This window comes from Deltaproteobacteria bacterium (assembly GCA_016931625.1).
Classification (GTDB): Bacteria; Myxococcota; XYA12-FULL-58-9; order XYA12-FULL-58-9; family JAFGEK01; genus JAFGEK01.
Map to the genome: position 1 here is coordinate 61589 of JAFGEK010000133.1, position 15295 is coordinate 76883.

The following is a 15295-nucleotide window of genomic DNA, read 5'->3' on the forward strand; positions in this document are numbered from 1 at the left end:
GGGCATCATGAATGTCGAGCAAGCTAATAAAAACATAAAAAATGAATCTAATAGTAGTTACTCATTCTCTGTGGTGTTAATTACTTTAATGAAAGGCATCACCTACCGCGACAACGACAATAACCTGTGGCAATCATTAATTAATATGCAAAGCCGTGTACGTGAGCATATCGCACTAATGGGGCTAGAGCTTATCATTGATGATGCAGAGGGTTATGCGTATTTACGCCAACACTCGCCTGTTGACGGCGAGGCTGAATTGCCAAGGCTAGTGCCACGTCGTCCCCTTCCTTATGCGGTTAGTTTGCTATTAGTTCTTTTGCGCCAAAAATTGATTGAAAGTGATGCCCAAGGGGCTGACTCTCGTCTAATTTTAAACCGCGAGCAGATAATAGATCTTATGCGTGTTTTTTTAGCCGATAGCGGTAACGAGGCTCGCTTAGTTGATCGCATTGATACACTTATTAATAAAGTTATTGATTTGGGTTTTATACGCCGCTTGCGAAGCAATGAAAATGAGATTGAAGTCAAACGTATTCTTAAAGCCTTTGTTGATGCACAGTGGTTAAATGAATTTGAGCAACGCTTAGCCGAGTATCGTGAGCATAGTACACTTAATATTTAAGCTTTGCTTTTTTAAGGATTGATAAAAATGACAGTAATTGTAAATCAGAATTCTGAGTTGTTGCTCGACTTTTCTGATACTGATGAGCATAGTGGCTTTCGGCTAGTACAATTAGAAGTTTATAATTGGGGTACTTTTCATCATCATATATGGCAATTAAATCTAAACAGCGCTAACACTTTACTTACTGGTGATATAGGTTCGGGCAAATCAACATTGGTTGATGCTATAACCACATTACTTGTGCCCCCACAAAAGCTTACTTTTAACAAGGCTGCAGGTGCCGAAGTACGCGAGCGCACGTTACGTTCGTATGTGCTTGGTTATTACAAAACTGAACGCAGTGAAACCAGTTTATCTGCGCGTCCTGTGGCGCTGCGTGAAGCAAACGACTACTCGGTCATTCTTTGTGTTTTTTTTAATAAAGGTTACAATCAATACGTCACTTTAGCGCAAGTGTTTTGGAGTAAAGATCTCGAAGGACAACCAGCGCGATTTTTTATTGTTGCTGAATCACCATTTACTATTAGTAAACATTTTTCAGACTTTGGTTCTGATATTAGTGAGCTACGCAAACGTTTAAAAAAGTTATCGTGTACTGAAGTCTTCGATGCTTTTTCACATTATAGCGCATCTTTTCGTCGTCGCTTTGGTATCGAAAATGAACAAGCGCTTGAGTTGTTTAACCAAACCGTATCAATGAAATCTGTTGGTAATCTTACTGACTTTGTTCGCCAGCATATGCTTGAAGCATTCGCCGTGGAAGAACGCGTTAAGGCGTTGATTGCTCACTATGATGATCTTAATCGGGTACACGCTGCGGTGCTTAAAGCCGAAGCACAAATTACTCAACTTACACCAATCGTCAATGATTGTAACCGTCACGCAGCATTAACTGAAGATGAAAAAGCGCAACGAGCTTGTCGTGATGCAATAATGCCATACTTTGCTAGTCTAAAGGTTAAGTTACTTGATAAGCGTTTGCGCAACCTTAATAGTGAAATTGAACAACTAGGTTATCAAATTGATGCAAAAAGCCAAGAGCGACGTGATCAGCAAATACAACGTGATGAGCTTAAAAGTGCTATAAATGCTAATGGTGGTGATCGTCTTGAGCGTATCAAAGCTACAATAAACGAAAGAACTGAAAAAAAAGCTGTACGACAAAAACGCGCTGCACAATATGAACGATTAGCCCGTGTTTTAGAAATGCCAATAGCGACTAATGCTGAAATATTTATTGCTAACCGCCATAGTATTGAAAATGAACGTATTACAACCACCCTAAAAGAAGCGCAGCACCAAAATGACCGTACTGAAGTAGAGGTTGAATTTAGAACTTTAAAAACCCAACATGAAGAAATCAATCGCGAGATTAATTCGTTAAAACAACGACGCAGTAGCATACCATTACGCAATTTAGATTTACGTACCAAGTTATGTGAAGAACTCAATTTAACCGACGAAGCGCTGCCTTTTGCTGGCGAATTATTGCAAGTGCATGAAGACGCCCATATTTGGGAAGGTGCAATTGAACGAGTGCTGCATAATTTTGGTCTTTCTTTGTTAGTCCGCGACACTGAATATAGTCGGGTCGCCGAGTGGGTTAACAACACGCATTTAGGTAGTCGCTTAGTCTATTATCGCATACATTTAAATGTTGGCGTTAGCGACACTGGCAATTGGCCGCCAACATCGTTGATGCATAAAATAGCAATTCGCCCTGACAGTGAATTTTATAACTGGTTAGAGGCTGAAATTCTTCGACGTTTTAATTATACCTGTTGCGATACACTAGATCAGTTTCGTCGCGAAAAAATGGCTATCACTAGCGCTGGTCAAATTAAAGGTGCTGGTGAACGCCATGAAAAAGATGATAGATGCCATATTAATGATCGCTCGCGTTATATACTTGGTTGGTCAAATAACGCAAAAATAAATGCATTAGAAATAAAAGCAAACTCTCTTGAACAACATATGCAAATCGCTGCCAAACGAATAAATTCTTTGCAAGCAGCACAACGAGCGATTAGTGAACGCTTAACAAATTTAGAAAAACTCGATATCTTTGACAATTTTTACGATATAGATTGGCGACCACTAGCTATTGAGATTGAAGCGTTAGACCATGAACGTCGTGAACTTGAAGAAGAGTCAGATATACTGCGAACATTAGAATCGCGGCTTGTAAATTTAGAGCAAGCGATAAACACAACCGAAGCAACACTTGATAATGACCGCCGAGAGCTTGGTATAGCTAAACATAAACAACAACAATATTTAAATGATCAAGAGCAGTGCGAATTACAGCTCAGCACAGCTACTAATGAGATACTTGAGCGTGACTTTCCTCGTCTTGAATTACTGCGTGCTCAGGCATTAGGTGAACACACTTTGAGTGTTGAATCATGCGCCAATCGTGAACGCGAGCTGCATGCGTGGTTGCAACGCGAAATTGATGCTATAACGAGAAAGCTTGAACGTCTGCAAGAAAAAATTGTTGCCGCGATACAAGCATTTCGTCATGATTACCCAGCCGAAACACAAGAGATAGATGCCAGTATCAATGCTTCTGATGAGCTTACTAAAATGCTTAAGCGTCTATGTGATGATGACCTGCCACGCTTTAAGGGCCGCTTTAAAGAGTTGTTAAACGAAAATACTATTCGTGAGATTGCCAATTTTCAATCACAATTACATCGTGAACGTCAGACCATTAAAGAGCGTATTGAACTTATTAATAGATCTCTAATGGCTATTGACTATAATCCTGGCCGCTACATTCGCCTTGAAATGCATCCTGCAATAGATATTGAAATACGTGATTTTCAGACAGATCTTCGCGCATGTACCGAAGGCACTCTTACTGGTTCTGATGAAACAGAATACTCTGAAGCCAAATTTATCCAGGTAAAACATGTCATTGAACGCTTTCGTGGACGTGAAGGTTCAAGTGAAATTGATCGACGTTGGACACATAAAGTTACCGATGTACGCAACTGGTTTAACTTTTCGGCCTCAGAGCGTTGGCGTGAAGATGACCGCGAGCAAGAACATTACACTGACTCGGGTGGTAAATCAGGTGGTCAAAAAGAAAAACTTGCTTACACCATTCTTGCTGCAAGCCTTGCATACCAGTTTGGCTTAGAGCACGGCGTTAAACGCTCACGTTCTTTTCGTTTTGTGGTCATTGACGAAGCATTTGGTCGCGGCTCTGATGAATCAGCACGCTACGCACTCAAGTTATTTAATAGCATGAATCTACAATTGTTGATTGTCACACCATTACAAAAAATTCACGTCATCGAACCTTTTGTCGCTAACGTAGGTTTTATTCATAGTGAAGAAGGAAAATTTTCAAAATTGCATTGTTTAACCATTGAAGAGTATCGGGCAGAACGACAAGCACGACAAGTGACGGGGAAATTATTATTAGAAATTTAATTATTGTTGGAGTTTGAGGTGAACTGGACTGACAGCACCGCTATACACAAAGAAATAGAAAGATTATGGAACAATGGTAAAATCATGCAAGCACGTTTGCGCAATCATGATTTGTTTCCGTTACAACTACGTACTTCACGCCCCAAGACGGGTGACTTAACCCACCATTTTGAAAAAGCACGCCGGTGGATTAAAACACTTGATGAAGACAGTAAAACAAAGCGTGGATTTGGTTATGAGATTAAATGGACTACAGTAAGTCATCGCCAACTTGGTAACAACCGAATACCTGACCGTATAGTAATACCATCAGAGTATGATGCACTCGCGCTAATTGGCAAACATCGCCAAGCGTCACTAATATCACAGCTTGCCAACTTAACTTATGAGGCTTTACCGCAACTTAAAAATTGGGTGATTGAACATCCGATGATCTTGCTTAAATACGGTAAAGTTTGGCCACGCGTATTAAAGGTGTTGTTGTGGTTTTATAAACATCCTCAAGAAAAAATTTATCTACGCCAAATTGATGTACCTGGTGTCGATACTAAATTTATCGAAAGACGACGCCAATTATTTGCTAAACTGTTAGATCTAATATTACCCACAGAAGTCATAGATAAAACTGCAGTTGGCGCTAATGCTTTTGAACAACGCTATGGGCTTTTAGCAAAACCAACTCTTATTCGTTTTCGTGTACTTGATAAAAAATTGCTCCCGCAATTTGCTGGGCTTAGCGATATTGCCACGCCAGTTGCTGACTTTGCCAAACTTAAGATAAACGTAAATCGAGTATTTATAACTGAAAATGATATAAATGGTTTATGTTTTCCACCTATGCCCGAGAGTATTGTTATCTTTGGGCTTGGTTACAATGTCGATCACCTAACCAGTATCGATTGGCTAAAACATAAGACTATATATTATTGGGGCGATATTGACACTCATGGTTTTGCTATTCTTGACCGACTACGAAAATATTTTAAAGATGTGCATTCATTATTAATGGATCGTGAAACACTACTACAACATCGCGAACTATGGGGCATAGAGAATAATCGCTGCGAGCATATGCTTGCTCATCTTACTAAAGACGAGCAAAACTTATATAACGATCTTAGATATAATAAGCTCGCAAATAATATTAGATTTGAACAAGAGCATGTTGGCTATGCTTGGTTGCTGCAGAAATTATAAAAACACGCTTATTTGATCATAAAAAATGAAGATTATACTGAGGCTCGTATACATTATTATTTCTGAAATAATCAAGCAACCTTTTAGATACGAGGCACTATTATACTGCGGACATCTACCCTATCGGTAACATAAAAACTATTTAACATAAAAACTATTTATCCTTGACTATATTCGTTTATTCGGTTATACGAATATATATAATCTAATTTTGCGAGCAACTTATGAAAAATACCGCTATTTTTTTTAAAGTTCTTGCTGATGAAGCTCGGCTACAAATCTTATGGCTTTTAAATAACTATAATGAGCTTTGTGTTTGTGACATTATGGCCGTGCTAAAAATCACTCAGTCTAAAGCTTCGCGTCACCTCGCAACTCTTGTGCACGCCAAACTTATAAAATGTCGCAAAGATGGTTTGTGGTCTTATTACACTCTGTTGCCAGCAGACGATGAACTGATCGGCGACCAATTAAAAACTTTAATGACAAATTTAAGTAATCGCAGTGAAGCTACCGCATTGTTAACTAAACTGCTTGCACAATTGCAAAGTAAAAAACAAGTTGGGTCATGTGTAAAAAAACGCAAATGCAAAAGCACCAAATCTTCGCTTAAAAATATGCCCGTTATAAAACCAATTAAGTTATGCACTAAATCGGCTGCGACCACGAAAAGAAAAAATAAATGGTAACAACTTTAAATAGCAACGACAGTAATGCAAAGATAACCAAAATAAATAGATGTATCTTACTTGGCATATTAGCAGTTATAGTCGCCTTATTTATTTGGTTGCTACTTTATAATAATTTAGAATTTCTGGCGCATACTGTTGCTTATCAACTATTACCTTTTAGTGCTGATAATAAATTCGCGGGGGCGCTAAACTTTTTCTTATATGAAACCCCGAAAATATTTTTACTTTTAACCGTAATTATATTCGGTGTCGGCGTAGTGCGCTCGTTCTTTACCCCAGAACGAACTCGTAGCTTACTTGCTGGGCGTCGTGAATTTTTTGGTAATATCTTAGCTGCATTATTAGGGGTAGTGACACCCTTTTGTTCATGCTCGGCCGTACCTTTGTTTATCGGTTTTGTCGCCGCTGGCGTACCGTTGGGGGTAACTTTTTCATTTTTAATTGCGGCGCCAATGGTTAATGAAGTTGCCCTGGTTTTATTATTTGGTCTGTTTGGTTATAAAATTGCTGGGCTTTATCTTATCACCGGTCTGACCATCGCTATTATTGCCGGGTGGGTTATTGGTAAGTTACCAATGCAACGCTGGGTTGAAGATTGGGTAATTGCAACGGTGAGCAATACTTCGATAACATCTTCTTTTGCAAAACTTACTTTTTATGACCGCTTACAATTAGGACGTGATGCTGTATTCGAAATAATCGGCAAAGTTTGGCCTTATATTATACTAGGTATAGCTGTTGGCGCCGGCATTCATGGTTTTGTACCACAAAATTTCATGGCGGCAATCATGGGTAAAAGCGCATGGTGGTCGGTGCCGATTGCGGTGGTTATGGGCGTACCAATGTACGCTAATGCTGCCGGCATTATCCCGATAGTGCAAGCACTGCTGAGCAAGGGCGCTGCTCTAGGTACAGTGTTAGCTTTTATGATGTCGGTTATCGCCTTATCGCTACCTGAAATGATTATCTTACGAAAAGTATTAAAATTGCCGGCAGTGTTAACTTTTGCTGCTATTGTAGCACTGGGTATTTTAAGTGTTGGTTATATATTCAACTTCATCCTCTAAAAAACTTTCTTATAGGAGTTAAAAAATGATTGTACAAATATTAGGTTCTGGCTGTGCAAAATGCAAATCACTTTATGCTGAAGCCGAAAAAGCAATCGCCGCATCAGGCGTTCAAGCGACCCTTACCAAAGTTGAAAAAATAGATGAAATGATGAAATTTGGGATAATGTCAACTCCGGCTCTTGCTATTGATGGCGAAGTAAAATGCTCAGGTCGCATAGCTAAAAGTGATGAAATAGTTACTTGGTTGACTACCGCTTAAAGCCTAGTCTTTTTAAATCAAAAGTCATCAGGTAATCCGCGTACAATTGACTATATGCATAATTAATGCATATTATTATGCATGAGAACAACAGTTGACCTTGATGAAGAGCTGCTAAATAATGCGCGTTCGTGTACACAAATTCAAAGTAAAACTGCTCTGTTGCATGCCGGTTTAAAGGCACTTATTGCCCACGCCGCACGAGAACGTCTTGCTAAACTTGGTGGCATAGAAAAAAATCTTCGTTTGCCCAGACGGCGTCGGGTAAAACCGTGATCATCGTAGACACCTCTATATGGGTTGAACATTTTCGTCGTCGTCATAAAACATTAGTTACGCTGCTTGAAGAAGACCAAGTATTAATACACCCATTTATAATTGGTGAGTTATCACTTGGTGGATTAATTCATCGCGATGAATTAATAAACTTGTTACAACAATTACCGACTGCAATCATGTCAAACCATCAAGAGGTGTTACACGCAATTACCACTCATAATCTTGATGGTAAGGGAATTGGTTGGATTGATGCTCATTTATTTACCTCAGCTCTTCTATCGCATGCACAATTATGGACTATAGATAAACAACTAAATGTCATTTGTATTCGTAATAAAATTAATTTTAGCGGTCTCTATTAAAAAGTGCTTAAACAGTGATCTTAAATTGGTAACTGACATTTAAATTTTAATCTTTAAAAATTCATTTTTTCATCAGTTAGCCATGGCTGTTGTTTCATAACTCAAATTTAAGCATATTGTATTACTCAAAATCAGATTTCATATTTTTCTATTATTATACCCCCCACACACATATATATATTAACCTATATTTTAAATATATTACGCTTGTTACGCTGGTTTTGATTTAAAAACTAGAAATCGATAAATGGGTGGTTACTGTCGAGGCAAAGTAACATTTTTTTTATCAACTACCCGTATTCACTAAATTAGATTAATTGCACAGGAGGCTGTGCGAGGTCGTATCCTTGCGCTTTTGCTGGTTGTAAATCGCGTTCTAAGCTTAGTGTGTATGGCTCGCACAATTGAGTTACGTACAACATCGCTGGCGCCAGTTACATCAATATATTCTTGAAACCATTTATCGCCATAAGTTTGTGCTAATACCCCAAAAAATTCATCAGCAAACGAATCACTAACAGACATTACTTCACTGAGATCAATTCTAACTTTTTGCTGCGTGCGTGTAATTGCCTCTAATACATCTTCGCGCAAAGTATGCGCACGTTGCCGACTAGCCAAATGGTGAGCTAGTTTATGCAAATAATATGTATTCATATCTTAAATCTCCTGGCGATTGATTCGTCGTCTTCACTAGGTGGTGAAACAAACGGTGATCCTACTGGTAAAATAACCTCAATTGCCACACCTTGCCAATCAATAAGTGATTTTCGATACTCAAGCGCATGCTGAGCGCGTTGAAAAACGTTTTAACAAGCGGCAACTCAAATAGCTTTGTTTTATCAAGTTAGGGGCAATTGGTAGAGTGCGCACGTTACCGACTAGCTAGTTAGATCCGTATAGTTTTTGCTGCAAATTATTTTTTACTTACTCGCGCTTCGCGTTGCTAATGTATCTAAATAAGACTCTAACGACATCTCATGTGCCGCTGCTAATTTTTCAAGCGTAGATGTAAAAGGTTGGCCTTCACCAGCTTCGAGGCGGCGTACATGCCTGCTGCTTAAGCCTAGGATATCTGATTGCTTAAGACCCTTCTCTAATCGTAATTCACGAATTGCCACGCCATACGACTTTGCTGCTTCACGTAGTTCTTTGTCTTTATTGTGGCGAAATGTCGGATCTGCCCAATAACGAATACTACCAAGGTCTAGATCAACATCAGCCTTTGGCCAATTAATCCGACTACCGCTTTTACTTACTTCAAAATTTGCCAGTTGAACTTTTGATAACTTAGCAAGCACCGGAATATCTTTAATAGAACAAGTGTACAACTTTGGTTCACAACTCCATACGAACAGAGTTTCACCTTGGAGTTCTACCGAAGCAATCAAACGATCGGCTGCATTATGAGCCTTTGCTAAAAGTAATCGTCGAACCGCTTGCTCAGAAGTAGTAACGTAAGGGTCATTGTGAATTAAACGCCGTAGTCCAACCATTACATCAGCAACAACTGTTGGTGATATTGATCGCCGACTTAACAAAGTGGCTTGTGTTTGTGTCACAAGACGCGATAATGTCCGTTCTGCAAATATCGTTGTCATATCCGATAACGCCTTTTCAAGATCCAACACTACCAAACATCGTTGCATTTTTGCCGATGGTTTCGTTTTAAAACGCAATCCGCGCGGCACGAGGCCTTTTATTTTTTTGCGACTCTCGTTTGGGATGATGATTTCTTCGTACGTTTGCATCTTAATTCCTCTTTGCTACTTTCTTCTCCCATTCCCGCAATAATAAAATTCTGTTGGTTTCAATCTTAGCTAGGATAGTTCGTTTTAACTGCCCGCTTGGTCCACTGCCCCAACACTCCTTAATCATTATCTTCTTTGCCTGAAGAAAAAATAATCGTACTTCCCACTCCCCTGGACGTTCAAGATGAAAATGCGGTGGTTCATGGTCATTTGAATTGAACCACGCATACAAACCAACAAATGATATGCACTCTACCTTCGGCACTTGTTAATCATATCAGCAATAGGACATTTGTCAACGTCTTTACTGTAATTGTCCTATTAGTAAAAGCGCGAGTCATTAATAAAGTATACAATAGCACCGGTGCAGGTCTACCATTAGCTACCGGTGCTTCAACAAAACATTTTAAAAGTATTTTTTTAGATGTCGGGCTTGCCCAACGTCTCCTGGGTGTTGAATATAATGATTGGGTCATTCGCAATTCTATTCTTGATAGTCATCGTGGCGCTGTAGCCGAACAATTTATTGGGCAAGAATTATTACATCGATTTGGTGATCATGAAGATCCACAACTTTACTACTGGCATCGCCAAAGCAATGGCTCACAAGCTGAAGTAGATTATTTATACGAGGCTCATAATAACGCCTTACCTATTGAAGTCAAATCGGCAAGTATCGGGCATTTGCGTAGCATGCAGCAATATTTGAAAACCTATAAGCAAGCAAAATATGGGGTTAAGTGCTCGCTGGCACCCTTAACTAGACAAAGCAAAATAATAAATATTCCTTTATATGCAATAGAAAAAACTAAATCAATAACAGATGAACTCGAATAATGTCAAAACATCTAAATAATTGTCTCACTGTCAGTTTTACTGTCCCATGCTGGGATGGCAAAAGGTGGGCCAAATAAAAAATAGCTGATTTAATGATATATTTGACAGCAACTAGCCAAAAAGAACTCGCATAGTGTATCAAAATGCGACATGGCGTGTGTCAATTTGCAACTTCATGCTAAAATTGGGGTTCTTGAAAATGCCTATACTATTATGATGCAGCTAGCCATAATAATAAAACTCATGTTGACACTAAGCTTGTTGGTTCATAAGACAAATAAAACTATATGAAATAAATTTATTATGTGAACATATAGAACACAAAGGACCGGTTAGCTCTTGTTTAGCAAATACTATCAAAGCGAACTGACTTATCTGCGCGACATGGGTCAGACTTTCGGCAATGCCAATCCAGCTATTGCCGGGCTGCTTTCTGAACGTGGAGCTGACCCTGATGTTGAACGTCTATTAGAAGGTTTTGCCTTTCTTACCGCTCGCATACGCGAACGGATGGACGATGCCATACCTGAAATCGTTCATCTGCTCTCAGATTTATTAATGCCGCATTTTTTACGAACCATTCCGGCAGCTTCGATTGTCGAAATGTCCCCAGAAATTGGTGCACTTCGTGGTCGCCATGTCATTGCCCGCGGCACTCCCTTAGGTAGTATTGAGGTAAATGGTACCTCATGCATGTTTCGCACTACTAGTAATGTTGAGTTGCTGCCAACCATAATTGAAAACGTTAATCTTGATATCTCATCGGCTCGTACACCAGTATTGCGCCTGCAATTTGCTGCGCCAGAAAAGGCTCTACCGAGTGTCTTTGAAGCCGGTGGCATGCGCTTATTTATTAACGCCGACTACGGCATTGCTTCGACGCTTTTATTATGGTTTTTGCGCTATTGTACTGAAATTCATGTCGGCCCACGCGGCTGCAAACGTGGTCATCCTTTGCCAGCAAATTCAATCAAACCGGTGGGTTTTGCTCCTGAAGAGGCTTTATTGCCTTGGCCGGGTTTTGCGCCAACTGCGTTTCGCTTATTACAAGAATACTTTACCTTGCCCACCAAATTTCATTTTATTGATGTTAAAGGTCTTGATACCGCCATTGATGTTGCTACTGAGCAATTTGATATTCTTTTCTTTTTCAATCAACCGCCTGAATTAGGCGCTCCTATAGGACGACAATCAATAAGATTACATTGCACCCCGGTAATTAACTTATTTAACGCACCAGCCATACCACTGCGTCGTTCCGCCATTGAACATGAACAAATTTTACGTCCGATTGATGTAGACCCTGCTTATGCTGAAGTTTATAGCGCTGATAATGTTATAGGTATTCGTCAAAATGGCGGCGATCGTATTAACTATCAGCCATTTATTGATTTTCGTCATGCAACTGCTGATCGTACCGATATTGGATATTATCAATTGCGTCGTTGCGCCTCTCCTTTAGATAGCGCTGTTGATACATACTTCACTGCAATTACTCCAGGTTTCGTTCCTGTTGATTTAAAAACTAATGATGAAGTCTTTTCTATAGAACTTACTTGTACCAACCGCTCTCTTGCTGGTGAATTACGGGCTGGTGATATTTGTCAACCAGTTCCTGGTTCACCTTCGGTTGCTACCTTTAAAAATATAAATGAAGTAACTAAACCCGTCACTCCTCCTTTAGGTATTGAGCTTAATTGGCGACTGCTTGCTCACCTTTCGTTGCCACATGGTTCGCTAGCGACTAAAGAAAGTTTGCAAGCACTTTTAGGCCTTTATAACTTTCAAGAACTTAGTGAGCAGGCATCAGGTCGCACAAATCGATTAAGGGTTGATTCGATTCATGGGGTTATAGTGTCTCCCTCACGTAGAATTTTAGCTGGTGCCCCAGTTCGTGGTTCACGTACTACTATAGAAATTTCTGAAGATAAGCTTACCGGTATCGGCGATATATTTTTATTTGGTTGTATTCTCGACAGTATTTTAGGAGAACATGTAAGTATTAATTCTTATCATCAGCTTGTACTTAAACTTCTACCATCGCAACGAGAACTTCAGTGGCTTCCGAGAGCAGGGATGAAACCGATCGTCTAAAAGCGATCGTTGATATAATTAAAGCGCAAGGTGATGGTGATTTTCGCGCCATTGTCATTTTCTTAGAGCGCGCCTTAATGACTGCGGCCAAAGTTGGCCATGATGGTCCTGTTAGCCAAGAAATCATTCGTTTCCGCAATGATCCTTCACTGGCATTTCCCACTTCTGATGTCAGCAGTGTCGAATTAATACAGCCTGAAGCCCCATTAGGCATGCCTAAACCCGAACGAATTATTGAAATTATAACAACTTTTTTGGGGCTAACTGGTTCAGTATCACCATTACCAACATATCTCACCGAAGAAGTCGCGCAAGAATCACCTATTGAACCAGTACTGCGCGACTTTTATGATATTTTTCACCATCGCATTGTCGCATTATTATTTCGCAGCATTATTCGTTATTGCTACCCCATTACTTTTAAACAAAACTGCAACGATGCTTGGTCAAAGCGTATCTTATCTCTATGTGGGGTAGATACCTATGATCATGAATATCCAAGTTCTTTACCAGTTTGGCAGATTTTACGTTTAGCGCCACTGCTTCATTTGCGTCGCCCCACCTGCTGGGTAATTCAAACGGCATTGCGTGATGTTTTACAAATTGACCTAGAAGGTTCTGCGTTAACTATCCAGCAGTTTATTGGCAGTTGGATCCCCTTTGATAAAAGCGAACAAACTACGGTTGGGGTTGCTAACTCACACTTAGACGTTGATTTTGTTTTGGGAAGTTGTGCTTTTGATCGAGCCGGAAAATTTCGGGTGCAAATCGGCCCTTGCTCGCGTGAAGTCTATTATCGCTTTCGCCAAAATGTCGTTTTGCGTCGTAAATTATTAGATACCATAAAATTATTCTGTCGTGACCCACTTGAGGTTGATTTAGGCATCATCCTCGCTCATAAACAAATCTCGGGATTACGTCTGTCGACTACAGCCCCTGAACGGCTTGGTGTCGATACATTTCTAGCGGCACAACATCAACACCAGATTGTTTTACCCCTGCAAACTGTCACAGCATCCTATGTGACTTGAAGATGTGGTTTTGTACATGCGTTATGGAATTCTCTCAGATGTTCACGGTAACCTTGAAGCCCTCACTGTTGTACTTGAAAAATTTGCTTCTATGGATCTTGACGCCTATATTTTTTTAGGTGATGCCGTCGGCTATGGCGCCAGCCCTAATGAAGTGTGCGCTCTTTTACGTGATAAGGTTAAGTTATCAGTATTAGGTAATCATGATGCAGCAGTCGCTGGTCGTATGGATTATGCTGATTACTATCCTGCTGCGCGCAACGCCTTGCGATGGTGCAGCGAAAATTTAGAACCGAGTCATATGCAATGGCTCAAAGAAATGCCCTATTGGATTGAGTACGAGCAAATTGGGCTTTGTCATGGTCTACCTTTTAACGCTGAAGCTTTTGAATACATGTTTAACAGCGAACAAATTCGTCCGCGTTTAGACGAAATTCGTTCCTTGCCCGCCATAACTTTTATTGGACATTCGCATTTAACCGTTTCTTTTTGTATTGATGGCGAAAAAGTAACACCTTTAATGGATACAATTATCGAATGTCGTCCTGATGCACGCTATATTATTACTGTTGGTAGTGTGGGACAGCCGCGCGACCGTGACCCACGAGCTTGTTGCGGTGTTTATGACAGTGAACAAAGTATATTTACTTACCACCGTTTTGAGTATGACATTCATAGCGCACGACAAAAAATTATCGATGCAGGGTTGCCGACGATTTTTGGTGATCGGCTGCTTATGGGTACTTAGTTTAGTGTCCTTATTTGCATGTTCTAAGCCACCAAGCCTAAACATCGAACGCGTAGTCATCGACGCGCCACGTAGTTGGGATAAAAAAAATTATCAACAACAGGTGCGCCATGACATTAAAAATATTTTAAGCCAAGATAGAAATACTAAATTAGCCATCAATCAAAACTTAAAAAATGCTTACATTTTGCAATTAGAAATACGTCAAGGGTTAAATATAAAGTCTACAGAAAAAGAGCAATCAACATTAATGCAATTAAGCCTGCGACCGCTTAACGAAGGCTTATCCTATGAAACAACTGCCGTACTCTTAAAGAATAACGAAACTATTACGGGTATATTAGAAAGTTTTAAAGAAGCTTGGGAGATCATCACTAAACAGCGACAACTTGATACCCAAAAAGATGAAACACTAATTGCTCTTTTAGACGACCCCGACCCGCGTTTGCGCGATTTTGTAATTATTCGCTTGGGTGATCGCAAAAGCAGTCAGGCGGTCTTGCCCTTGTGCCAACATCTAAACAGTGAACCCAAACCTGAATTAGTTTTGCGCACCATAGGAACGCTGGTTACTATTGGTGATCAACGAGCCGTAGAACCTCTCATTGAACTGACTGCGCATCGTGATCCTGCCTTTGTCATGCAACTTTTATACGCAATCGGTTCTCTGGGCGGCCATAACGCCGAAGCCTTTTTAATAACTGTCGCCAGCGGTCACCCTATTGAGGCTCTACGCCAGAGTGCAGAGCAAGCATTAAAAGAGATGAAAAGGCCATCAAGCAACAAATAATTGTGATCTTTAACAACGAATTTGTTTACTCTAGAAATATTTATTCTATGATATCAATAAATAATATGTTATAAATACTAATTATTTTGAATAATTAATTTAGAGGTAAATATGGC

Annotated in this window: 16 protein-coding genes; 13 read left to right on the forward strand and 3 right to left on the reverse strand. The window is 39.9% G+C overall.

The genetic code is table 11. The annotated features are described in order from the left end of the window. The first annotated feature begins 7 nt into the window (after positions 1-7). The 8 genes from JW841_11410 to JW841_11445 all read left to right on the forward strand — a co-directional run bounded on the left by JW841_11410 (position 8) and on the right by JW841_11445 (position 7928). Positions 8-625 carry a DUF4194 domain-containing protein gene (locus JW841_11410; protein ID MBN1961544.1) on the forward strand — a complete coding sequence of 206 codons (618 nt, stop codon included), beginning with the start codon at positions 8-10 and terminating at the stop codon, positions 623-625. A 27-nt stretch (positions 626-652) separates the two neighbouring features. Next, complete coding sequence (locus JW841_11415; protein ID MBN1961545.1) at positions 653-4069, forward strand: ATP-dependent exonuclease SbcCD, C subunit-like protein; 3417 nt, start codon at positions 653-655, stop codon at positions 4067-4069. Positions 4070-4153: 84 nt separating this feature from the next. Beyond that, entirely contained in the window at positions 4154-5266 is a 1113-nt protein-coding gene (locus JW841_11420) for a hypothetical protein (protein ID MBN1961546.1), read from the forward strand. A 224-nt stretch (positions 5267-5490) separates the two neighbouring features. Beyond that, positions 5491-5955, forward strand: coding sequence for a winged helix-turn-helix transcriptional regulator (locus JW841_11425; protein MBN1961547.1), 465 nt, complete (start codon positions 5491-5493; stop codon positions 5953-5955). Continuing rightward, entirely contained in the window at positions 5949-7025 is a 1077-nt protein-coding gene (locus JW841_11430; GenBank protein ID MBN1961548.1) for a permease, read from the forward strand. Before JW841_11425 ends, JW841_11430 begins: the two co-directional genes overlap by 7 nt. 25 nt (positions 7026-7050) lie before the next feature. Next, positions 7051-7287, forward strand: a complete 237-nt coding sequence (locus JW841_11435) for a TM0996/MTH895 family glutaredoxin-like protein (protein ID MBN1961549.1) — start codon at positions 7051-7053, stop codon at positions 7285-7287. Between the two features lie 81 nt (positions 7288-7368). Next, a complete protein-coding gene (locus JW841_11440; GenBank protein ID MBN1961550.1) occupies positions 7369-7563 on the forward strand; it encodes a type II toxin-antitoxin system VapB family antitoxin in 195 nt (64 codons plus the stop codon). Further along, entirely contained in the window at positions 7560-7928 is a 369-nt protein-coding gene (locus tag JW841_11445; protein ID MBN1961551.1) for a VapC toxin family PIN domain ribonuclease, read from the forward strand. Before JW841_11440 ends, JW841_11445 begins: the two co-directional genes overlap by 4 nt. Before the next feature lie 303 nt (positions 7929-8231). On the opposite strand, the gene JW841_11450 is transcribed toward JW841_11445, so the two are convergent. The 3 genes from JW841_11450 to JW841_11460 all read right to left on the reverse strand — a co-directional run bounded on the left by JW841_11450 (position 8232) and on the right by JW841_11460 (position 9911). Continuing rightward, positions 8232-8585 carry an STAS-like domain-containing protein gene (locus JW841_11450; GenBank protein ID MBN1961552.1) on the reverse strand — a complete coding sequence of 118 codons (354 nt, stop codon included), beginning with the start codon at positions 8583-8585 and terminating at the stop codon, positions 8232-8234. Positions 8586-8851: 266 nt separating this feature from the next. After that, the gene (locus JW841_11455; protein MBN1961553.1) at positions 8852-9679 is read right to left on the reverse strand and encodes a helix-turn-helix domain-containing protein; all 828 of its coding nucleotides are present in this window, start codon (positions 9677-9679) and stop codon (positions 8852-8854) included. Between the two features lies 1 nt (position 9680). Then, positions 9681-9911 carry a DUF4160 domain-containing protein gene (locus JW841_11460; protein MBN1961554.1) on the reverse strand — a complete coding sequence of 77 codons (231 nt, stop codon included), beginning with the start codon at positions 9909-9911 and terminating at the stop codon, positions 9681-9683. An 8-nt stretch (positions 9912-9919) separates the two neighbouring features. On the opposite strand from JW841_11460, the gene JW841_11465 reads away from it, so the two are divergent. From JW841_11465 to JW841_11485, 5 genes are all read left to right on the forward strand, one after another. After that, a complete protein-coding gene (locus tag JW841_11465) occupies positions 9920-10516 on the forward strand; it encodes a DUF4143 domain-containing protein (GenBank protein MBN1961555.1) in 597 nt (198 codons plus the stop codon). 339 nt (positions 10517-10855) lie between these two features. Then, positions 10856-12610 (forward strand): type VI secretion system baseplate subunit TssF, encoded by a 1755-nt coding sequence (gene tssF, locus JW841_11470; GenBank protein MBN1961556.1) that lies wholly within the window; start codon positions 10856-10858, stop codon positions 12608-12610. Then, a complete protein-coding gene (gene tssG, locus JW841_11475; protein ID MBN1961557.1) occupies positions 12574-13641 on the forward strand; it encodes a type VI secretion system baseplate subunit TssG in 1068 nt (355 codons plus the stop codon). Before tssF ends, tssG begins: the two co-directional genes overlap by 37 nt. A gap of 16 nt (positions 13642-13657) precedes the next feature. Continuing rightward, positions 13658-14389, forward strand: a complete 732-nt coding sequence (locus tag JW841_11480; GenBank protein ID MBN1961558.1) for a metallophosphoesterase family protein — start codon at positions 13658-13660, stop codon at positions 14387-14389. A 4-nt stretch (positions 14390-14393) separates the two neighbouring features. Continuing rightward, complete coding sequence (locus JW841_11485; protein ID MBN1961559.1) at positions 14394-15179, forward strand: HEAT repeat domain-containing protein; 786 nt, start codon at positions 14394-14396, stop codon at positions 15177-15179. Positions 15180-15295: the final 116 nt, after the last annotated feature.